This window comes from Pseudomonas sp. 13159349 (assembly GCF_013305685.1).
Lineage (GTDB): Bacteria > Pseudomonadota > Gammaproteobacteria > Pseudomonadales > Pseudomonadaceae > Aquipseudomonas > Aquipseudomonas asiatica.
Genome location: NZ_CP045553.1, coordinates 2643361 through 2663762, shown reverse-complemented (window position 1 = coordinate 2663762; position 20402 = coordinate 2643361). Strand labels below are relative to the sequence as shown.

Sequence of the window (20402 nt, the reverse complement as noted above, 5' to 3'; positions counted from 1 at the left end):
CCCGTGCCGTTTTCAACACGCAGGCGCCCCGGCGATTTAGCCTGGCACAGCCTCACCCCGCGGCTGCTCGCCCTCTTGCACTGCTGGCTGCGGCACAATCGAGGCAAAGAACCACGGCGAAATCAGCGTGACCAACAAAATGGTCATGAAGCCACTGGATGACAGCGCCAGTATCACCAGTACACCCAGGTCAATGACGGGTTTGTAGGCGGAGAACAGCAGCGCGACAAAGCCCATCGAGAAGATCACGACATTGACCACCGTCGAACGCCCGACGCCCTGCATGGCCGCCAGGATGGCCTCGTCGATCTCGGCGCCCTTCTGCACCAGCATCTTGATCCGTGACAGCAGGTGAACGGCGTAATCCACGACGCCCACCACCAGGAACGTCACCAGTGTGGTACCGATGTTCAACTCGATATCCAACAGGTACATGCTGCCGTACACCGTCACCGACGTGGTCAGCAACGTCAGCATGCCGAGGATGCCCAGGCGTACTGACTTGAGCCAGAACATCATCATCAAGGTCACGGCCAGCAACGCCAGCGAGAAGCTCAGCACCTGACCCTGGGTGATTTCCTGCAACACCCCGGTCCATATGTACGGCGTACCGGCATGGGTGACTTGCAGGTTGGCCGGTTTGTTGATCGCCAGCCAGGCGTCCAGTTTATCGAGCATCGCCTGGTAATCGCCCGCCACAGAGGAGGTCATGGTGAACAGCGTCACCGCCTTCGAGTAATCGGCATTGAGCACGTTCTGCAAGTCGGTGCCGCCACCGTTCTCGAACATCATGATGTGTTGTTCGATGAGCGAGTTGCCATCGACTTCGAAGGTCTCCGGTTTCCCGTCATCATCGACCACCGTCACCTGCTCCACCGCCTGCGGCACCCGCAGGAAAGCAGGGTTCATGTCATTGAGCACGAGGTTCATGCGCTTGATGTAGGTCGCCACCGAATAGGTGTAACTCACGTTCGGCTGGGCCCTGATGAACTGGTCCAGACGTTCCAGGAACTGCACGGTTTCAGTGGTCAGCGCGCCACGCGGAGTCTTGGTGTCGAAAGCGATCCAGCCCGGCGACGTACCCGCGACTCCGGCCCGGTTGATGAACTCGTCGGACATCCGCACCGGGCTGTCCTTCTTGAAGTAGGCAATACCCGAGTCTTCGATATCCACCTTGAACGTGAACACCGTCATCATCGCCAACAACGGCAGGGTCACCAGCAATACCGGCTTGCGCCAGCGAATCAGCCAGGCACAGAACACTACCAGATAGTGGGAGATCAGCGACTCTTTGAGTTGCACTTTGCGCGGGACGGCATCTTTGCCCCAGATCGAAATCCACGCCGGGATCAGTAGCAACGAAATGATCAGCGCCGCCGTCAGGCCGATGGACATGAACACGCCAAAGTTGCGGATGCTGACAATGTTGTTGGTGGTGGAAATCAAGAACGTCGCAATAGTCGTGACCGTTGTCAGAACGACGGGCGTGACCATCAGGCGCTGGGTTTCTCGGTTGGCTTCGCGGAAAGACTTGCCCGAATTGAGCTGTTCGTAATACTCGGCCATGACGTGGATCGCGTCGGCACAACAGATGGTGAACAGGAACACCGGCAACACACTGGTGAGCAAGTCCATCGGTACACGCAGCAGCGCCATCAGGCCAAGGGTCCAGATGGTGCAGAACAGGATATTGAACAGCGGCAGCACCACGCCAAGTGGTTTGCGAAAGAAGAAAACCAGCAGAGAAGTCACCAACAGGAACACGATCGGGAACAGCATCGCCAGGTCGTGATCGATGATCTCCTGCTGGGCCGCAATGAAGATCGGCATGCCGGCGATGAATACCTCATCGGTGAACTCCGGGTGAGCGGCCTGGTACTTCGCGATGATCTCGCGGACCTAGTGATAGGCACGCAACTGGGCCTGAGCGTCGTCCTGTTTGGTGCCCAGTTCGGCGACGACCATGGCGACTTTCTTGTCCGCCGAGACGACGCCACCAACCATCTGCTCGTTGCCCATGATCTGCGCTTCGACCTTGCTCGGGTCCATATCCAGGGCGTGCAGGGTCTTGTGGATCCACAACTCGCCATCGGCACTCAAGCTGATGTTTTCCAGGTCAGCCATCGAGGCCATTTCCTGGATCGGGTTGAGCCGCTCGGCAAGAAAGCTCAGGAACTGCAGGTCGTGGCTGTCCCAGTGCCGGGCAATCCCATGGTCGCGCAGCGCTTTGGCGGCAGCGTAATCGTTCTGCGAAAAACCTTCGGCGAGGATCTGCACCAGCAAGGCCTGGGCATCGGGATCGCCACTGTGGAGGCCAACGATGCGCTGCAGTTCGACACGGTCCTCATCGTTCGCCAGCATCAGCCGGCGTATGGCCTGGGACAACTCGAACTGCGCGTTCAGCGACGTGGTGTTGAAGACACTCTCGGGGTTGCTCAGCGCCACCATGACCGAGTCATATGTGCCGGTGAACTCGCGCTGCAAATCAATGATCGTCTTGCGCGCCGGGTGAGTGTCCTTGAGCAGATACGGATTGGTGTCCGACATCAGCGCGCCGAGGGTGTAGGTGAAGTAGGCGGTGATCGCCACCAGCACGAACACAATTGCCCGCGCATAGCGCTCGACGAAGTTCAGGTATCTTTCCATGAATGAGGGTTCCAGATGAATCGAGAGCGGCGCTTAGCGGGCAGACACGGCGTATTCCGGCAAGTCGCCGGCTTTCAGCCCACGCTTGATCGCGGTCTGCGTGAACAGGCGGTCGTCCAGCGCGACGTTGTACTGCAACTGGTTGAAGCGCAGCTGAGAGCGCGTACCGGCGATGAAGTCTTCGGTTTCGCTGAAGGTAATGCTGTCGATCTGGTCGATGGTTTCAGTCTTCAGAGTGCGCATCTGCTTGAACATCACACCTTTTACATCGAAGAAATCCTGGCGCAGCACCAGTGAGTTTTTCTTGTCAACCCAGACCTTGAGCTTGTTGTAGCCGGTCTTGGCCAGCACGGCAGGCGTCGCCGGCTCACGCTCGATCACGTAGCAATCGCGGCCCTGCAACTGCTCTTCGCCAACCAGCGTTTGGCGATAGTCTTCGGCGCGAATCTTGTCGAGGTCGGCATAGGAGTAGTCGCTACCCATGAACGCCCCGCGTTTGTCGGTGGTGGAAATCCTTCGGGTCTGTCGGCTGACCGGCAAATACATCCATTGGCTGTCTTCGAGGCCCAGGGCCTCGCGCGGGTTTTCGATGTGGAAGGCGACGTCACGCACATCACTCGGCGCGGAGAAATACATGGTGAATTTGTCGCTGTCCGGGTAATCCTTTTGCAGGTAGCTGAACTCGCGGATGCGGCTGTTACCTTGCTTGTCGATCAGAATCAGGGACACCTGGGACATGAAGCTCTTGCCGTCATCGCGGTCCCGGGCCTGGCGAATGATGTCGTCGGCCGTGCGTGTTTCAGCTGCCATGGCGGCAGCGGTGCTCAGCAACAGTGCGCTTACAGTCAGGGTCTTGAAGATGGGCATCATTGCGATTTCCTTTTCATTGTTTGAGTGGTTCGCACACCGGCACCGGTGTGGTCAGAACAGATAACCCGCGGACAAGCGCACCTGATCGCGGTTGGCGTAAGCACCGAACTGGCGGTCGGGCTTGCCGAAGAACACATCGACTTCGAGCCCCAACTTGAGCCAGTCCACCGGTTTGTAGGTGAAGATCCCCTGAACGAAGCTATCGTCCTGCGCTGGCGGCGACATGCCGAAAACCAGACGAGTCTTGAGGCGATCCTGGAACTGCGAGCCCTCGGCAGACACGGTGAACAGGTCGTCGCGTTTGTCCTGGACCATGCCGGGCTGCCAGTCGAGCAGCCGCTGATGTTGCCACTGCGTCGAGATCAGCCAGTCCCGCAACAGGTAATCGACGCCCAGCAGCGACTTGGTCATCGCCGTCTGGTCGCTGCCGTAAGCGCGGTAAGGATTGGTGACGCGCCAATTGTCGAAGTAGGCGACTTCACTGCGTACCACGATGCTGTGGCCGGCATCGATGGCCACACTGGCGCCGCCCATGGAATAGCGCGGGAATTGCCGTTCGAGGCGAATCAGGCCCTCTTCGGTCTGGCCTTCGACGGCGTAAACCGGGTCCTGCTGGCGGGCGTTGAGGACAACGAAGCTGACATCCACCGTGCCGACCCGGCCGTTGGCACTGGCGCCATAACCGAAGCCACTGTGACCGTCATAACCGGGCCGCGAATCGACCACAAACATCTGCGGATCGGGTGTGGCAAAGATCGGTGCATCGAACTCGCTGCCGACGGCCGGCGCCTGGTTTTTCACGAAATCAGTGATCACCAGCGCTTCGAGCTCCCACTCGGCGACCGGCTGCACCAGGCGAATCATCGGCACCGCGATGCGGCTGTCTTCCAACAGACCGATCACACCCTCGCGATAGTCCAGCGGATTGATCTGGTCGAGCACTCGTAATTCATCTGCACGCCCCCACACCACCTGCTGCCAGCCCACCGTCAGCTCGCCGTCGCCAACGTAGAGCCCCCAGTAAAGGTGCCGCCAATCGGCGGTCGCCCGGTAATCGTCCCGGGCTTGCGCACTGTAGGGATTGTTGCCGTCGTAACGGAAGTCATAACGGGCTCGGCCCTTGGCCTTGTAGTAGCCGCTGTCCCAGGCATCCTCCAGGCTGAACTTGAGGTACACGGCCTTTTGCGTGACCTGGTCGTCACCGTGCAGACGCACGGCCGTGGCTACGCCGATCTCCGCTTCATGATGCTCCGGCAACCACTCGGCGATCGCCACCGGCGAGCCGAGGCTGACCAGCGCGGCCAAAAGGCCGCGGTTCAATCCCAGTCGAGCCATGGCTACATTCCCAACCCGGCACCGCCGTCGATCATCAGGCTTTGCGCTGTGACACCACTCGCCTGCGGGCTCGCCAGATAACGGACCATGGCCGCCACTTCGTCGCCCTGAATGAAGCGCCGCAGGGGCAACTTCTTCTTGGCATTGCGCAGGATTTGCTCATGGGTGATTCCGGCGATGCGCGCCTGAGCCGCCAATTCGCCTTGCAGCATCGGGGTATCGATCCAGGCGGGCAGGATGGCATTGACGGTGATTCGCCGTGGCGCCAGGTCCAGCGCCAAGGCCTTGGTCATGCCGATGATGCCGTGCTTGGAGGCGCAGTAAGCGGTGTTGCGGACCTTGCCCGCTCGGCCGAGGATCGACGACATGTTGACGATCCGCCCACCATCCGCCATCAGTGGCAGGCACAACGAGGTGACGTAAAAAGTGCCGTTGAGGTTGATCGAAATCACCTTGTGCCAGTTGTCCAGGTCTTCGGGCTCGTTCTCGTCGCAGACACCGGCGCTGTTGACCAGCACATCGACAAAGCCGACCCGGTTGGCCAGGCCCTTGAACAGAAGTTGCAGGCTGGCCAGATCGGCGATGTCCGCTTGATGGGTTTCGATGCGAGCGGCAAATTCGCCCTCGGTGACCCACCGCTGCAAGGTTGCCAGATCCCGATCAAGCAAGATCAAAAGGTGCTCGGCCTGCGCTGCAAAACTTTCCGCGACGGCGCGGCCAATACCATTGGCCGCGCCGGTAATCACAATCGTGCGTGCCTGGCTCATAGCATTTTCAATCCGCCGTTGACGGGCAAGACTTCGCCCGTGACGTACAGGCCGCGCTCGGCCAGATACAGCACCGCGTCGGCAATTTCTTCAGGCCGGGCGAACCGTTTGATCAACAGCCGCGACTGGATTTCCTGCTCATGGGCGCCGACCAGGGCTTCGCTCATGTCGGTGCTGACGATGCCGGGCGCCACCGCGTTGACCCGGATGTTGCGCGGCGCCAACTCCACCGCCAGTGCGCGCGTCAATGCTTCTACACCGCCTTTGGCCGCGGCATAGTTGCTCTGGCCCTTGCCGGGCTTTTGCGCGGCCACCGAACTGAGGTTGACGATGCACCCGCTGCGTTGGCGCATCATGCAGGGCAGCACCTGCTGACAGCACAACAACGTGCCGATCAGGTTGGTCTGGATGACCTCGGTGATGTCGCTCAACGACTGCGTGGCGAGCAAACCGTCACGGGTAATACCGGCGTTGTTGACCAACAAGTCGATACGCTCGAAACGCTGCTCGACCCGTTCAAAAAACGCCTGAATGCTCTGCGCATCCTTGACATCACACTGCACAGCCAGGCACTCCCGGCCGAGCCCTTCGACCTGTGCCTGCAAGGCAGCAGCTGACGCCTCGTCACGGACATAACTGAAGGCAACCTGATAACCCGCGCCGGCCAGGGCCAGCACGACGGACTTGCCAATGCCGCGACTGCCGCCGGTCACGACAGCTATTTTCTGAGTCATGACCGCTCCTTAAAGCGAGTTTTGAGTTTTGAATTGCGCGAGGGTGAAGCCGTGGGTCGCGGCCAGTGCGCGGACCTGCTGAACTTGCTCACGGCTGATATCGCCGTAGGAGCCGTGCTGGCTCATGCCAGACAAGCCCATCAACACCGACTCGGCCATGCACGCATACAGCTGACCTTTTTTCAGGTAGGCCCGCACGTTGGGCGCCAGGCCGTCGTCGAACGGCGTCTGGACGATGCCGCCGTGCATGTAGAGCACGTCCTCGCGTTGGCTCGGCATGTCTTGATGAACGTTCAGCGGCACGGCGATATCGCAAATCACGCTGCGCTCGGAGAAATGTTCGGCGCCGAGGAATGGCTGAGGCGCGTTGGCCGCGCACAGGACAACCCGTGCGCCCTTGAGGGCGTCGAGATCGTTGGTGACCGTGATGAAAGCGTTCGCGCCAAGGCGCTCATCCACCAGACGGGCGATGTGCAAACCGAGGTCGGCTTTTTGTCCATGTGAGCGCAACAAGTCACAAAAACCATCAAGGCTCAGCAGTCGCTGCGCCAACCGGTCGTTTTCGGCTGTGCCCTTGAGGATCGAACGGGCCGCGTCGGCGTAAATCAGTTGGGCAGTTTTCTCCAGGCGCCGAACCGAGCCGTCACGACCGCTGCCAATCAGAATCAGGTGATCGACGGTGGCGGACAGCACCGAGGCATAGGTCGAGGCAACGTTACCGGCGGCACCAACAACGGCAGCGGTTTGCTCGCGCAGTGCCAGGCCTTGCTGAACACAGCCTTGCTCGATGGCTTCGAGCCCCATGCCGATGGTCAGGGCATTGCCGGACGTCAGCGCCATGTCGGCAATCTTCAGCGCCTGACAATTGTTGGTGACGATCGAGGTGTACATCCCGAGACCGGCGATGCTGCAGCCGTCGGCGCGGGCATCGGTGACACGCCTGCCGACTTCTTCGCGAATGCTGTCCAGGTCACCGCTGAGGATGTACTCGGCCATGGCATCCGAATCCATGCACAGCGGGTACAACGTGAACTCCACCGCCATGCCGAGGCGCGACCGAATGATCACCGGGCCGACTGGCGCAGCGCGGCGTTCAGGCTTGGTGCGGTTGATGAACGTGCGTTTCTGTTCCGGGCTCAGGGCTGCCAGCGAGGGATCGACGTCACCGAGGATATCGGCATCGATCAGGTGGTTGATGAACGCTACCCGAGCGACGACTTCGACCTTGGCATCGATGTTTTCAACGGGCTCGGCCATCCGAAAATCGTCCTGACGGGCTGGCACAGCGGGAATCGAGTCCGCGCAGATACCCGCCGCCAACGGCAACGCATCGCCACGGCGCAGCATGTCACAGACCCGTTGCAAGGCACCGATCAGCCCGTCGATTTCGCCCAGGGTGATACAGGCTGGAGGCTCCAGGCGAATCACGTTGGAGTTGCTGCCCGACGGTGCTACCCGCAACGCTTCGAATTGCAACAGGTAGCCGGCGATCAAGTAACCCAAGGCATCGTTGTACTGGGCCGACGCCTGTACCAGCGAGCTGCTGACACTCAGGTCGTGCAATTCCAAACCCACCAGCAAGCCGCGCCCGCGCACATCGGCGATCACATCCGGATAGGCCATCTTCAGTTCATTGAGCGAGGCTTTGAGGTAGGCGCCCTTGGTGCGTATGTCTTTGAGCATCGCGTCGTCATTGGCGAACAACCGGCGCAATGCCGACAGCGCGATATGGCAGGACGGATCGTCCTCGGCGAAGGTCGAGCTATGGATGTAGCTGAACTCGCCTTCGTAGTGGCTGCTGCGGATCACCGTCGCGGCGATTTTCATCAAGCCGCCGCCGAGGGCCTTGGACAGGCAGTAATAGTCGCCTTGCAGGTTGAACTGGCTGCTGGCAAGAAACGTCCCGGCGCGACCAAAACCTGACTGCACTTCATCGATCACCAGCGGGCACTGTTGCTCGTTACACAGCTTGCGCAGCCCCAGGTAGAACTCGGCCGCGAACTCGTTGATACCGCCTTCGCCCTGAATCGGCTCCATCAACACGGCGGTAATCGCGCTGAACGGCAGTTTCAGCACGTTCAGGTGTTCGCCGTCCCATTGCAGGCTCAGCCAATGGTGCGTGTGCCGGGCCGGCAATTCCTGCAACTGATGGGGCTGCTGGGGGTCGATGAACTCGACGTTCAGACCAAAACGGGCAAACGGCGCGCGGTACTGACGGCCATAGGTCAGTTGCACGGTATTGACCAATTTGCCGTGGAAGCTGCCGCGCAGGGCGATGAATACCGGTTCGATGTGCAACTGCGCCAGGTTGTGTTGGCGAACGGCTTCAACCACCTGACGCAAGGTCACGCTGTTCAGAGTGGCTGGCAGGACACCTGCAGGCAGGTCGAGGTCGGCCACATCCAGCTCGCGATAAGCGCGTTCGCTGGCGGTCAGGCTGGCCAGGGTGAAATCGATGTCGTCGAACTGCTTTTGCAGGCTCTTCTGGCGACGGAACTCCGCGTGCTTGACGGCGATTTCCACCGCCTCCGCCCCACTGTTGGAGAATGTCGAAATGTAACGTTCGGTGTTCTTCAGTTCGCGATTGAAGGCGTCACTGAGCTCTCGCCCCAATTGCCCGGCCGCACCGCGGATCGACATTTGTGCGTTGAACGGCACGTCGCTGCGCAGCAGCGCACAGAGCTGATCGACAAACTGTGGGTCGTTGTGGCCGAACAGTGCCGCACCGTAACCGCCGAGAAAGTCGGTGACCGTGACCATGTCGCCCTTGGGGTTGCGGTAGAACAACTGGCTACCGAGGGCGCGCTGAAACTCACACTCCAGGCCCAGTGCCTGGAGCAGGCCGACGAATTTGGGCCGAACGAAATCGCGATAATCCATGACTGTCATATCCCTGAAAGTAAAAAATAGGCGGTAGTCAGCGTCAGTCCTGAGTGACCTTTGCGCTGTAGAGCACTTGATAGGCGGCGCTGAATCCGTTGTCGTCGCGGTTCAGCACCAGGCAATGCTCAAGGCTCGCGGCGTGGGGCGCGCCCTGAATAAACGGCAGGTTTGCCACTGGCTGCTGCAAACCGGCAATCGGCGGCACGCTTTGGGCCTGCAATGCGCAACGCGCAAGCATCAGATCCACCAGGCTCGGCGCTGCGCTGAGAATGCCGTTTATCGCCAACCCGCTGGTGATGTGCGAGGCGCGCGCAAGGGCCAGCGTCTGGCACAACACGCGGTCTTTGTGCGCATCGCCGGTGCCGCTGCACACCAATAGATCGGTTGGGCTGTCGGGCAGGCTCAAGCGACCGAGGGTGGCATGGGCCGTCATGTCGGCTAGGCACGCCTGAGGGCCGGCCGGCAGGTCTTCGCGCCGGCGCAGCACCAATGCTGCCGCGCCCTCCCCGGCAATGCCACCGGTGCCCCGAAGGTCAAACGGCAGCAGAGTGTTCGAGCCGTTGGCGCTGATGACCCCCGCCTGGACCAACCCGGACAGCGCCAGGGCATCCAGTTCGCTGCCCGCACCGACAACGATTGCCGCGTCGATTCGGCCATCCTGCAAAGCGGCCGTAGCCTCACGCAAGGCTGCCAGGTTGCCGGCGACACCTTGCATATAGGCGTTGCACTCACCCACCAGTTTCAGCGCCAGGCTGGTGACACCCAGCAAGCAGTTGCTCAAGCCTTTGAGCACCAGAAAAGGGTCCTGGGCACGGTCTTGCAGGATCCGTTTGGCGAACGCCGCCATGTCGGCGACGCCGTCCTGCCGACAGCCGAGCAACAACTCGGCATAGGATTCCAGAGACGGATGGGTGTAGCCGCCCTGACAGCAATACAAACCGAAACGGACATCCGGCTGCTCATCGGCCAGGCCTGCTTCTGCCAACGCCTGACGTACCGCGCTGACGCCCCAGATCACTGCCGGCGTGCAGTAACGCTGAAGGTTTTGCGCAAGGTCTTGTCGGCTGCGTTGGTGGTCCTGATCCTGAATTTGCCCGAACGCTACCACGCGTTCGCTGCTGAACCTTCGGGCGTTCAGCGCCGTAATTGCACTGCGCCCTTCGGTCGCAGCCGCCCAGAAAGACTCGACACCCCAGCCGCTGGGCAACACGCAGCCCGCACCGGCAATCGCGACCGCCTGTTTCATCGCGGCGCCTCCCGGTACTTGCCCAGCGCCAGTGAAGTGTTGAGGCCGCCGAAACCGAAGGAGTTGCTCAGGGCAACGTCGACCTTGCGCTTGACCGCTTGATGGGCGCAGTAGTCGAGGTCGCATTGTTCATCGGCATCATGCAGGTTCAGGGTCGGCGTGACCCGATCATCCCGGCAGGCCAGGGCCGTGAGCATGAACTCCGGTGCTCCGGCGGCCGCAATCAGGTGGCCGAACTGGGATTTGTTGGCCGTCACCAGCAACCGCCGATAATGTTCGCGCTCGGCGAACAGGGTCTTGATCGCCAGGGTTTCGGCGGCATCGTTGAGGGGTGTCGACGTACCGTGGGCATTGATCAGATCGACCTGTTGCGGCTCCAGCCCGGCATCTGTCAGGGCCGCCTGCATCGCCAGCACCGCTCCCCGGCCCTGCGGGTCGGGTGCGGTGATTTTGTAGGCATCCAGGCTGCTGCCGAAACCCAGCACTTCGGCGTACGGCGTTGCCCCTCGGGCGAGCGCCCGTTCGAGGGTTTCGAGCACGACAAAACCACCGCCCTCACCCGCAATCAAGCCACTGCGATGGCGGTCGAACGGCCGACACAGTTCGGTGCCCCAACGCTGCTCGCTGCTGGCGGCGCCGAGCAGATACAGCGCGGTCATGGTGTCCAGGCTCAGCACCGAATCGGCGCCCCCGGCAATGGCCAGCTCGACCTCGCCGCGACGGATCATCTGGAATGCATTGCCGATGGCCTGGGATGCTCCCGCGCAAGCGCTGCTGATATTGATCACCGGGCCTTCACTGCCGATGCCATCGGCAATCACCCGCGCAAGGCGGTCGTTGCTCTGACACAGTGAACTGTCAGGATCGACCTGCGCCTGTCGCGCCATCAACTGAGCCCAGGACGGTGCCTGCGCCGGGTTATCCGCCAGGCTGAGCAGCATGTCCTGCAAACGATGAGCAGGTGCGCCGGACGCTGACAATACCGCCGCGCCACGCAACTGTTCGGGGCTCAGGCCACCGTCGGAAATGGCTTGGGTGGCCGCGACCCAACCAAAGCGGGTGCGTTTTTCCAGCGACAACCCCCAGGCCGGATGGTCTTTCAAGTGTGCCGGCATCAAGCCCATATCCACGGGCGCTGCGTAACGCACAGGGAACGCACCCGCCTCGACGCCTTCCGGTTGCCATGGCCGAATGCAATGCTCGCCGGCCAACATTCTTTGCCACATGGACTGCCACTCGAAACCGAAGCCGGTGACGGCGCCCATGCCCGTGATCACGATCCGTCTGGGGCTCATGGGTAACTCTCCATTGTCTCTGTGTCCGACGACGTTCTGGCCAGCAGCACCGCGCCCCAATGCCCACCTCGGCTATGTTCGAGCAACAGCGTGTAACGGCTGCAATCCAGTGCCCAGGTCACAGCGATTTCGCTGAGCAAGGCGCTGGCGCCCAAGTCACCTACCAACGCCTTGGAGTGTTCGAGGGTGTGCCCCGATAGGGTGAACAATGCGGCAATCTGCGGGTCCTGTGCATCGGCGACGACCTGCCCGACATCGCTGAGGCATAGTTTTTCGTTGCTCAAAGCACGCTCGATGACGTCGCGACCAACCGCCAGCCCACGCTCGGGTTGCGCGCTGTAACCACGGGCAAACCCGGCAATGCGCAACGCAGATTGAGCACCACGACCCGGCTTGGTCGTCAGCAACAGTGCCGCAGCACCTTCGCCGAAAACCCACGGGCCGGGGTTCACAGGTGGGTGTGTAGCGTCACGCAGGTACAACGCCGGGGTGATGTTCGGGCTGCTACTGACGACGACGGCAGCATCGGCACGGCCTTCGCTCAGATGGGCGGCGGCCTCCATCAAAGCATCCAGTCCTGCATTGCCCTGGGAGCAAAAACCGCCCATGGGGCCCTTGCAATGCAAGGCCTCAGCCGCGTGGGCCATAACGCTGCTGTTGAGCATCATCAGCGCATGCAGCGGCGGTGTGTGGGCAAAGAATTGCGCCAACAGATCCGCCGGTTGTGCGCCAATGGCCTGCACGGCATCCCAGCACGAGCTGGGGCCATCCACTTCCGGAATGGCAGCGGTCAATGCGATCCGCTCATCGGGCAGTTCCAGCTCACGCAAGGCCTCGGCGAGGCGGCCGGCGCAATACAGCAGGCGCGCGCCCTGAGGCTCGAGGCTGCGGGACAATTTGCGGTCATACACACCAGCCGGCAAGGCGGGCGCTGCGACGCAACGGGCCAGGCGTGCCGGGTCGAAATCCAGCGGTTGCGCGGCCTGAGGTTGACTGTCACGAGGCGCACATTCAGTACCGGCGGCGTTGAGTACCGACGCTGCAGTGATATAAACAGCAGTTGAATTGGATCTGGTCATGTCATGCCCTGCCCAGCACCAACGAACTGTTCACGCCACCAAACCCGAAGGAGTTTGAGAGCACGACATTGATCGGTTGCTGCAACGGTTCGCAAAGGAATTTCAACTCCGGAAATTCGGATTTTTCCGGCTGAAAATTGAGGGTCGGCAAGGCCACGCCCGACTGAATGCTCATCAACGACAGCACCGCCTCAATGGCACCACTGCCGGCCAACGAGTGCCCAACGGCAGATTTGTTGGCGGTGAACGTCATCTGCTCCAGGGTTTCGCCGAACACCTGCGCCAGGCCCAGGGCCTCGCAACGGTCATTGGCCTGTGTCGACGTACCGTGAACATTCACATGGTCCACAGCCGCATTGGGCAGTTCGGCATCGGCCAGGGCCGCGGTCATGCAGGCGGCGTACTTGCTGCCATCGCGGCTGCTGGAGGTGATTTTCTCTGCCTCGCACAGATTCACGTAACCCAGCACCCGGCCCAGCGAGCGGGCCTGACGACGCTCGGCATGCTCGCGGGATTCCAGCACCAACAGCGCCGCCCCCTCACTCAGCACAAAACCGCAGCGGTCTGGCATGAACGGTCGGCTCTGTTCTTGTGGGGAAAAGTCCACTCGCTGGCAGAGTGCGCCCAGCCCATCAAAGCTGTAGTAAGACAATTCATGGGCCATCAACTCCACCGCGCCACACAACGCCAGGTCGATCTCGCCACGGGCGATCGCTCGATAGGCGCTGCCGATGGCCATGGTGCCAGCGGCACAGGCATCGGAATGTGTGGAGATATGGTCACGTACACCCAGCCATTCGGCGAGATGGCGGGTTTGCTGATCAACCCGCCGGGCGAACGCCCCACCGCTGAGGGTGTGGTTATCCAGGTACTGGTCAAGATCGACCCGCCCCTGATCGTCCATGTAACGGCTGGCGTCCCGCAAATCACCGCTCATGCAGTATTTATTGGCCCCGACGAAAATACCGCTGGCGACTCGGGCAAATGCGCCGTCGGCCAACCCGGCATGGGCCAACGCCTGACGGGCCACGTAATGCGCCAGCCATTCCTGGCGGGAGGTGGTCTGCAGATCGCCCGGAAAGGCCGCAGCGATCACCTGCCATTGTTGCTCATCGATAAATCCGGCCGCCGGGTTCGCAAACCCCAATTCGACAAACGCCGGGTGCTGGCGAATGCAGGAACGGTTTTCGCTGATCGTCGTGAACAGCGAGGCTGCATCCAGTGCCGTGGGAGCCACCAGGCCATAGCCGGTGACCAGAACCTCTCGGGCCTGCATCAAGGCAACCCCTACACCGAAGCCTTCAACTGGTTGGCCGCGTACTGCTCAACCAACAGACGCGAGATCGAGTCACCGTCCAGAGGGGTCAGACGAGCACTGCAACCGCCACACACCACTTGTTTGCGTTCATTGAGTTGGGCATGTACCGCCCCACACTCAGGGCAGGTCTCGGGGAGGTAGTTGAAAACGTTATGGCATTGCTGCGCCCAGTTACGCACGGTGGTGGCCGAGAAGACTTCGCCCGGCTGCATGCCCGCGTGCAACTGGCCCGGCGCATAAGCGCTGAGGCTCTGTTCCAGCAAGGCCACGCCGTCCTGCGTGATTCGGCCTTTTTCGACAAACCGGGTGGCGTCGCCGAACACCGCTACCGCGTGATCCAGCACGCTGGTTTTCGGCAAGGTGCAACCGTACTGACGGCCCAGCTGGAAGCTCAGGTCGACGATATCCAGCGAGTCGGCGCCGAGGTCGTCAACGATACTGCTGTGCTCTGCCACGTCGGCCCGGTCCAACACCAGCAACTGCGCAAGAATCTCCTGTGTACTGCTGATAACGCTGTCCAATTCCAAGGGATTGTTCATTGATTGTTTCCCTACAAAAGCCGCATTGAATGAATAAATTCATCGGGCCAAAAAATGCTGTTTTCAGGCCAGATATATCGAGGGCCGGGAGTCTAAAGTCTCCCCCTAAGGGGAGAGTCAACGTGCCATCATCGCTTTTTGCGAGAAATCCCGACGCGCCCTGGAACCTTTGATTTATGCAGTTCAATGGTGCTTGGAGAGGGATCGTAAAATGACAAAATCGATTGCTTGAAACAGCACGATAGTTCCAAAAGTGGGATATAACCGTGCCCGCAAGCACCAGAGGCATCATGCGCAACGACCTGCTGTTTGCGGTATTCGTCGCTATCGTCATCAACCTGGCGATCTGGATCGTCGGCGCGGAAATCCTGCAGCCCAACGGCATCGAGGTGAAAACGCTCGGCGACCCGGGCAAGGCGTTGGAACTGTTCTTCGGCCCGATCGGCTGGTACATTTTCTTCGTAGGCGTATTCGCCACTTTGTTCGCCAGCATGAAATACCGCAAAGCGCGGCAAGAGTTGATAGCCAGGGCCAGCGCGCATTGGGGACTACCTGTACAGAGCAGACCGCGCGCGAAATCGACCTGGGTATTCGAGGCCTGCTGAAAGACGCTTACGCCCGTGCCCGGACCTTGCTCGAGCAACGACGCGCCGACCTGGACACTGGGGCACGCCTGTTGTTGGCCAGGGAAACCATCACCCCGGAAGAATTCCCGGCGCTGCTGCCGGTGGCCAAGGAGCCTGCCACCTATAATCTGGTCGATGCGGCCAAATGACACTCCGATCCAGTCCGAGTACCGACCATGCTCACCGTCACATTGATCAACATGCTGGTGGTGATCCTGGTGGTGATCATCCACTACGAATGCCTGCTGCGCCTGAACGACTGGCTACCGCGGTTGAAACTGTGGAACCGATTCCGGATCGTCGCAGGCGTATTCGGCGCGCTGCTGGCTCATGCGCTGGAGGTCTGGTGTTTCGCCCTGGTGTATTACCTGATGATTCACGCCGAAGGCTGGGGCACGCTCAGTGGCAACTTCGACGGCAGCTTCCTGGATTGCGTGTACTTTTCCTTCACCACCTACACCACGATAGGCTTTGGCGACATAGCGCCTAACGGCCATCTGAAGTACCTCACCGGCCTGCAAGCGTTGACAGGCCTGGTGCTGATCACCTGGACCGCGTCGTTCCTGTTCCTCGAAATGCAGAAATACTGGAAAGCCAAATAGCGCCTGTTCAGGCGTCTGGGTGTGGCGTCCAGTGCCACAAACAGACGGCTTGCGAAGGTCACCTGGGGCAGTTGGTTGGAGCACCGTTGCGCTGTAACACGAGAAGGGAGCGTCCATGCTCCTGAACGCGGCCGGGTCGCTCATTTGGTGATGGGAATCACTTTTTCAGGGTGAATCGCTTCGGCGCGTTTGGGCAAGTGCACCAGCAGCACGCCCTTGGCAAACTGGGCAGTGATCTTTTCAGCGTCGACTTCACGGGGCAACTGGAAGACCCGCTCGAAGCTGCCGTAGTGACGCTCTGACAGGTGGTACTCCTTGCGTTTTTCGTCAACCTCTTCCTGCTTCTCGACGCGGATCACAACGTTGCCATTGACCAGCTTGATCTCGATGTCCTTGTCGTCCACTCCAGGCAGTTCGGCGCTGATGCGAAACTCATCGGCCAGTTCGCTGATATCCATCGCCGGCATGCCATGGCTGAACAGTTCACGGCGCCAGAATGGCTCGACATCGAACGGGGTATGGCTGAACGGCATGCGCAATGGCCGGCGACCGAAATCGTCGAACAGGCTGTCGATCTGACGCCGCAACTGCTGGAATGGGCGCCACAGGTCCGATGCCTCGGTACTTGGTGGCGTAGCCTTGGCAGGTTGGGTGGTTGCGGAAGTGACAGGTACTTTCTTCGCTGTTTCGGACATGGCGACCTCCTCTAATAAGTAATGCCTCCCTGGGAGACGCCTCGATATTGCGCTGGCAGGCAAGCCCCCGTTTGACCTTTATCAATCAGGATGCGGCCACCATCCTCTGTCGGTTTGATCCTGATCAAAGTGTTGCCATCGCAGGGGCTTAGCTTATATGGAACGTGGCCCGCCCAAACCTGTTCGAGGCGCATATGGACCAGGATGACAGTGAGTGTGTCCGTTTGCTGGAAACATTGCCGGGGCCCGGCATACAGTACCTTCGCCTGATGCTGTGCAACCCGCAACGCAGCGAGGCGATGCCAGGCCAGTATTGCCAACTGGCGAATCAAACCCAGCGCTGGACCTGCAACTACATCAGCATGCCTGGCGCAGCAGGTCAGTTCATGGTCGCCACCCGCAGCGTCCTGGCATTGAAGGTCGGAGATCTGCTGGAGTACTCAGGCCCTCTGGGCAGCGCCTGGCCGGTGCCCTTGCAGAGTGTGCGACTGCTGGCTATCACTCACGGCGAGGGGGTTTTGGCGCTACTTTGCACACTGGATGAGGTTCGCTGTTGGCTACCTTGGGTAGAGGTGAGGCTGTTGCACGAAAGCTTTGAGCAGGAGCAACTGCCCGCTGAATGTAAGCCATGGATCTCAGCGTTTACCTCGGTGCCGCGCAACAGCAGAAGCGTTTGGAGTCAACTGACTGAACAGCTGGAGGATTTCAAGCCGGACACTGTCTACTGCTGCGCGCCATCCTTGGTGGCAAGGCATGCCGCGCGCATCTGTTGGCAAAAAGGGGTCCCGATACAGCGTATCTGGTTGCGGGCAGACCATGTGTCGCGTCCATCCTGGAATTGTCAATTTCCTCTGAATGGGCCTGTGCAACGTTATGACAGGATTCTCGAGGCCCTCAATTCGGCTCCTCCATCCGACTGAGCTTGAGCAGGCCCTGTTGATCGATGAGTCGGACTTCCCGGCCAACGCATTGCAGGAGCCCAGCCTGATTGAACCGGCTGAAAAGCCGGGAGACAGTTTCCAGGGTAAGGTCCAGGTAGTTTGCGATATCTCCTCGCGACATGGGCAGATTAAGGACGTCTGCACGCAAACCTCTTTCTTGATAACGCGCCGCCATGCCCAACAGGAAAAGCGAAAGGCGCTGCTCGGCTCGTCCGTGGCAACAGCGCAGGTGTTCGTCCTTGCCTTGAATACCCAGGCTGAGCATGTGCAACAGTTGATAGCGCAATCCGGGTATCTGCCCCGACAGATCAACCAACTGGTCCAGCCGGATCGAGCAGACCAGCGAAACGTCCAGCGCCAACGCATAGCTCCGATAATGACTTGCCCCGATAGCGTCCAGCCCCAAGATTTCGCCCGGCAGAACGAAGCCGGTGACCCGCTCGTTGCCCTCGGTATCAATCAGAAAATTCTTGATGACTCCTGAGCGCAGGGCAAACACATGCTCCATGGGCTCATCGGCCTTGAACAGATACTCGCCCCTCTTCAAAGGGCGGTTACGGCGAATGATACGCTCCAGCTTTTCCACTTCATCGACGCTTAGGCTGGCGGGCAGGCAAAGTCGGCTCAAAGAGCACGCAAGGCACTTTACCTGGGGCTTTATACCCATATCTTCAGGGCCTGACATGACGATGTCTCCGCTTTTTCTTGCGGGCTCTATAAACGCTAGCCGCTTCGCCCGAAGTTTCTGAGGCAACTGACCAAGGGTCATGGCTGTGCCCTAAAGCTTGATCAAGATCAAGTCAGGCCAGTGCGCTGCCCTCATGCTCGACTTAGACAGCCTTCAACCCGTGTTCCTGTCTGAAGGCCCCTGGGCCTTATAAATCTGCATTGTCTGGTAACGTGTAGAGGATGTGTCATGAATACCTTACTGAACGAACTTCACGCCTATCACCATGACATGGCCAATAAGATAAGCCAGATCAGGAAGTTGCTGAAAAAGCTAAAGCATGAACCCGATGCCACTGATGACTGTAAGCTTTTGTTCGAAATGTTGGAGGCCTTGCACAGCAATGCAGAGCGGCACCACCATGAGAATGAAGAAATCATTCGGCGAGCCTTGCTGGCCACGGAGGCGCCGATCCACCCGCGGATCCTGGATATCGAGCGAGATCACCAGGCATTTGCGCGCATTGCTGGGCAATTGAAAACATTAGCGGCTACGACAAAAGACACGAAAGTAATCGCTGACACTGTCGATGACTATATCGAAAAATATTACGACCACATGGAGTCGGAGGAAAACATATTCTTTCCAGCTGCAGACAAATGGCTTTCAAACAGTCAATGGCTGGAAATAAAACATCAATGGAATTAACTGGAGTGCAAATTCAAGCGCCCAACCGCCCCATCTCAATCACACGAGGATACTGCCATGGCTTCTGCTGATACTTCCCGTCAACATACCGCGCCCTCGTTTCCCAAGCCTGTGGGCGAGCATTGGATCGAAGCCCTCGACAATGGCACCCATGTACTGATCAGGCCGCTACAAGCCAAGGACCGGGAGCGCGAGAGGGCCTTCATCGAACGGCTGTCACCGCAGTCGCGGCATTTTCGCTTCCTGTGCCAGATCAAAGAGCCCGGTGAGGCGATGCTCGACCAGTTGATGGCGGTCGACCAGGACCGACAAGCGGCTTATGTCGCCCTCGCCCATGTGGACGGCGAGCTGCAGGAGGTGGGCATATCGCGTTATGCCGCCATTGCCGGCAAGGATGAATGCGAATGCGCCGTGACAGTACTCGACAGCTGGCAGCACCATGGCCTGGGCCGCCTGCTGCTCAAGCACCTGACCGATCATGCCCGGGCAAAGGGCCTGCGGCAGATGTACTCGATCGACTCAGCCGCCAACCTGGCGATGCGCGACCTGGCCAAGGCGGCAGGATTCACCACCACTACCGATCCGGATGATCCGGCCCAGGTCATCCATCGCCTCAACCTGACCTGAAGCGCCGCTGCGCCAGCGCCTGGGGCAGCCACCGTGCTGCCCCGCCCGCTGCAAGCCCCACGACCTCCGGCCCTATCCGCACGAGGAGGTATCCGTGAACAAAGAGCAAGATCATGCGACATGGAAACCTCCCGCGCCGCGACGGGCGCCTGTCGTTTCAGCTACTGGCAAGCACTACATAACATTCAAGGCAGCGTCGCCCGGGCCTCTTCAGGCAGCAGGTCGAACTGCTCGAGGCAGCGCTGTTCATCGTCTGCCGTCAACGCCTTGTATGCGCTCACTTCCCGCATCGGCGTTTCGAACAAGGCCAGGCGTATCACCCCATTACGGTCGAGAAACGTCTGCGCCAGGCAGGTACACACCGGCTTGCCGACCAATGCCGTGAGCTTTTCATCCTCAGGGGTGTTCACCCGGGCCTGCAGGCTGTCTGTGCAATTTTCCACGATTCGGTCCACCGAGCGCCCCGCCAGCCAAACCGTGCCGCCAGCGAGCAACGCCAGGAACAGCAACATGCCCAAGAGCACGTTCGACTCCTGGGTGACCGAGCGCAGGAAGGCAAGCCGAGCCTGCCAGCCCGTGGCCTGGCCGTTGAATATGGTCTTGCCTACCGTGCGTTTCACGCCACGCTGCACCACCCACCCCAACGCCACGCACAAGGCGAGCAACGCCAGCAGCATAAGTGGATGTTGCATCGGCAGGCGCCAGTTCGGGTTCAACGACCGGTAGGCAGCGACCACGACGAGCAGTGCGAAGATTGCCACGATAAACCCCAGGCTACCCCGTGGCCGATGCATCCAGGCCCGGAGTTTCGCCCTTGCTTGTGT

General features: G+C 60.2%; 17 protein-coding genes and 3 pseudogenes. 6 read left to right on the top strand and 14 right to left on the bottom strand.

Annotated elements, in window-relative coordinates; translation table 11 throughout:
- Positions 1–36 precede the first annotated feature (36 nt).
- The 11 genes and pseudogenes from GEV38_RS12510 to GEV38_RS12460 all read right to left on the bottom strand — a co-directional run bounded on the left by GEV38_RS12510 (position 37) and on the right by GEV38_RS12460 (position 14712).
- Positions 37–2646, bottom strand: a pseudogene (locus GEV38_RS12510) (RND family transporter).
- A 33-nt stretch (positions 2647–2679) separates the two neighbouring features.
- Positions 2680–3516: an outer membrane lipoprotein-sorting protein gene (locus GEV38_RS12505; RefSeq protein ID WP_054572921.1), complete on the bottom strand. Its 837-nt coding sequence runs from the start codon at positions 3514–3516 to the stop codon at positions 2680–2682.
- 51 nt (positions 3517–3567) lie between these two features.
- Positions 3568–4851 carry a DUF1302 family protein gene (locus GEV38_RS12500; RefSeq protein ID WP_054572920.1) on the bottom strand — a complete coding sequence of 428 codons (1284 nt, stop codon included), beginning with the start codon at positions 4849–4851 and terminating at the stop codon, positions 3568–3570.
- Positions 4852–4853: 2 nt separating this feature from the next.
- Positions 4854–5618 (bottom strand): SDR family NAD(P)-dependent oxidoreductase, encoded by a 765-nt coding sequence (locus GEV38_RS12495; protein ID WP_039612918.1) that lies wholly within the window; start codon positions 5616–5618, stop codon positions 4854–4856.
- Positions 5615–6352 (bottom strand): SDR family NAD(P)-dependent oxidoreductase, encoded by a 738-nt coding sequence (locus tag GEV38_RS12490; protein ID WP_015270141.1) that lies wholly within the window; start codon positions 6350–6352, stop codon positions 5615–5617. The genes GEV38_RS12495 and GEV38_RS12490 overlap by 4 nt, the downstream gene beginning before the upstream one ends.
- Positions 6353–6361: 9 nt before the next feature.
- Entirely contained in the window at positions 6362–9232 is a 2871-nt protein-coding gene (locus tag GEV38_RS12485) for an aminotransferase class III-fold pyridoxal phosphate-dependent enzyme (RefSeq protein WP_137164946.1), read from the bottom strand.
- A 43-nt stretch (positions 9233–9275) separates the two neighbouring features.
- On the bottom strand, positions 9276–10481 hold the full coding sequence (locus GEV38_RS12480) for a beta-ketoacyl synthase N-terminal-like domain-containing protein (RefSeq protein ID WP_015270139.1): 1206 nt from the start codon (positions 10479–10481) through the stop codon (positions 9276–9278).
- Positions 10478–11776 (bottom strand): beta-ketoacyl-[acyl-carrier-protein] synthase family protein, encoded by a 1299-nt coding sequence (locus GEV38_RS12475; protein WP_015270138.1) that lies wholly within the window; start codon positions 11774–11776, stop codon positions 10478–10480. Before GEV38_RS12475 ends, GEV38_RS12480 begins: the two co-directional genes overlap by 4 nt.
- Complete coding sequence (locus tag GEV38_RS12470; protein WP_015270137.1) at positions 11773–12699, bottom strand: hypothetical protein; 927 nt, start codon at positions 12697–12699, stop codon at positions 11773–11775. Before GEV38_RS12470 ends, GEV38_RS12475 begins: the two co-directional genes overlap by 4 nt.
- Before the next feature lie 157 nt (positions 12700–12856).
- Complete coding sequence (locus GEV38_RS12465; RefSeq protein ID WP_102083849.1) at positions 12857–14131, bottom strand: beta-ketoacyl-[acyl-carrier-protein] synthase family protein; 1275 nt, start codon at positions 14129–14131, stop codon at positions 12857–12859.
- A gap of 11 nt (positions 14132–14142) precedes the next feature.
- The gene (locus GEV38_RS12460; RefSeq protein WP_015270135.1) at positions 14143–14712 is read right to left on the bottom strand and encodes an acyl carrier protein; all 570 of its coding nucleotides are present in this window, start codon (positions 14710–14712) and stop codon (positions 14143–14145) included.
- A 287-nt stretch (positions 14713–14999) separates the two neighbouring features.
- Between GEV38_RS12460 and GEV38_RS12455 the strand changes: the two are divergent.
- The 3 genes and pseudogenes from GEV38_RS12455 to GEV38_RS12445 form a co-directional block, all read left to right on the top strand.
- Positions 15000–15317, top strand: a pseudogene (locus tag GEV38_RS12455) (divalent metal cation transporter); the annotation flags it as partial.
- A pseudogene (locus GEV38_RS12450) lies at positions 15269–15487 on the top strand (cell division protein FtsH); the annotation flags it as partial. The pseudogenes GEV38_RS12455 and GEV38_RS12450, both read left to right, overlap by 49 nt.
- Positions 15488–15514: 27 nt before the next feature.
- Entirely contained in the window at positions 15515–15940 is a 426-nt protein-coding gene (locus GEV38_RS12445) for a potassium channel family protein (RefSeq protein ID WP_015270132.1), read from the top strand.
- A 140-nt stretch (positions 15941–16080) separates the two neighbouring features.
- Here the strand turns inward: GEV38_RS12445 and GEV38_RS12440 are convergent, their stop codons facing one another.
- Entirely contained in the window at positions 16081–16635 is a 555-nt protein-coding gene (locus tag GEV38_RS12440; protein ID WP_173895839.1) for an Hsp20/alpha crystallin family protein, read from the bottom strand.
- 194 nt (positions 16636–16829) lie between these two features.
- Here GEV38_RS12440 and GEV38_RS12435 point away from each other — a divergent pair, with 194 nt between their 5' ends.
- Positions 16830–17555 carry a hypothetical protein gene (locus tag GEV38_RS12435; RefSeq protein ID WP_054572916.1) on the top strand — a complete coding sequence of 242 codons (726 nt, stop codon included), beginning with the start codon at positions 16830–16832 and terminating at the stop codon, positions 17553–17555.
- On the opposite strand, the gene GEV38_RS12430 is transcribed toward GEV38_RS12435, so the two are convergent.
- Entirely contained in the window at positions 17530–18261 is a 732-nt protein-coding gene (locus GEV38_RS12430) for a helix-turn-helix domain-containing protein (RefSeq protein ID WP_024086875.1), read from the bottom strand. The two genes, GEV38_RS12435 and GEV38_RS12430, sit on opposite strands and share 26 nt — an antisense overlap.
- Before the next feature lie 231 nt (positions 18262–18492).
- On the opposite strand from GEV38_RS12430, the gene GEV38_RS12425 reads away from it, so the two are divergent.
- On the top strand, positions 18493–18951 hold the full coding sequence (locus tag GEV38_RS12425) for a hemerythrin domain-containing protein (protein WP_054572915.1): 459 nt from the start codon (positions 18493–18495) through the stop codon (positions 18949–18951).
- Positions 18952–19008: 57 nt separating this feature from the next.
- On the top strand, positions 19009–19578 hold the full coding sequence (locus GEV38_RS12420) for a GNAT family N-acetyltransferase (RefSeq protein ID WP_054572914.1): 570 nt from the start codon (positions 19009–19011) through the stop codon (positions 19576–19578).
- Between the two features lie 185 nt (positions 19579–19763).
- On the opposite strand, the gene GEV38_RS12415 is transcribed toward GEV38_RS12420, so the two are convergent.
- Complete coding sequence (locus GEV38_RS12415) at positions 19764–20372, bottom strand: hypothetical protein (RefSeq protein ID WP_043935573.1); 609 nt, start codon at positions 20370–20372, stop codon at positions 19764–19766.
- Positions 20373–20402: the final 30 nt, after the last annotated feature.

Bases quoted from the DNA above. Each gene is read 5' to 3' on its own strand.
- GEV38_RS12475 (WP_015270138.1), bottom strand. From the start codon at position 11,776: ATGAGCCCCAGACGGATCGTGATCACGGGCATGGGCGCCGTCACCGGC.
- GEV38_RS12485 (WP_137164946.1), bottom strand. From the start codon at position 9,232: ATGGATTATCGCGATTTCGTTCGGCCCAAATTCGTCGGCCTGCTCCAG.
- GEV38_RS12435 (WP_054572916.1), top strand. From the start codon at position 16,830: ATGGACCAGGATGACAGTGAGTGTGTCCGTTTGCTGGAAACATTGCCG.
- GEV38_RS12430 (WP_024086875.1), bottom strand. From the start codon at position 18,261: ATGTCAGGCCCTGAAGATATGGGTATAAAGCCCCAGGTAAAGTGCCTT.
- GEV38_RS12460 (WP_015270135.1), bottom strand. From the start codon at position 14,712: ATGAACAATCCCTTGGAATTGGACAGCGTTATCAGCAGTACACAGGAG.
- GEV38_RS12465 (WP_102083849.1), bottom strand. From the start codon at position 14,131: ATGCAGGCCCGAGAGGTTCTGGTCACCGGCTATGGCCTGGTGGCTCCC.
- GEV38_RS12495 (WP_039612918.1), bottom strand. From the start codon at position 5,618: ATGAGCCAGGCACGCACGATTGTGATTACCGGCGCGGCCAATGGTATT.
- GEV38_RS12505 (WP_054572921.1), bottom strand. From the start codon at position 3,516: ATGATGCCCATCTTCAAGACCCTGACTGTAAGCGCACTGTTGCTGAGC.
- GEV38_RS12490 (WP_015270141.1), bottom strand. From the start codon at position 6,352: ATGACTCAGAAAATAGCTGTCGTGACCGGCGGCAGTCGCGGCATTGGC.
- GEV38_RS12415 (WP_043935573.1), bottom strand. From the start codon at position 20,372: ATGCATCGGCCACGGGGTAGCCTGGGGTTTATCGTGGCAATCTTCGCA.
- GEV38_RS12480 (WP_015270139.1), bottom strand. From the start codon at position 10,481: ATGAAACAGGCGGTCGCGATTGCCGGTGCGGGCTGCGTGTTGCCCAGC.
- GEV38_RS12500 (WP_054572920.1), bottom strand. From the start codon at position 4,851: ATGGCTCGACTGGGATTGAACCGCGGCCTTTTGGCCGCGCTGGTCAGC.
- GEV38_RS12425 (WP_054572915.1), top strand. From the start codon at position 18,493: ATGAATACCTTACTGAACGAACTTCACGCCTATCACCATGACATGGCC.
- GEV38_RS12445 (WP_015270132.1), top strand. From the start codon at position 15,515: ATGCTCACCGTCACATTGATCAACATGCTGGTGGTGATCCTGGTGGTG.
- GEV38_RS12440 (WP_173895839.1), bottom strand. From the start codon at position 16,635: ATGTCCGAAACAGCGAAGAAAGTACCTGTCACTTCCGCAACCACCCAA.
- GEV38_RS12420 (WP_054572914.1), top strand. From the start codon at position 19,009: ATGGCTTCTGCTGATACTTCCCGTCAACATACCGCGCCCTCGTTTCCC.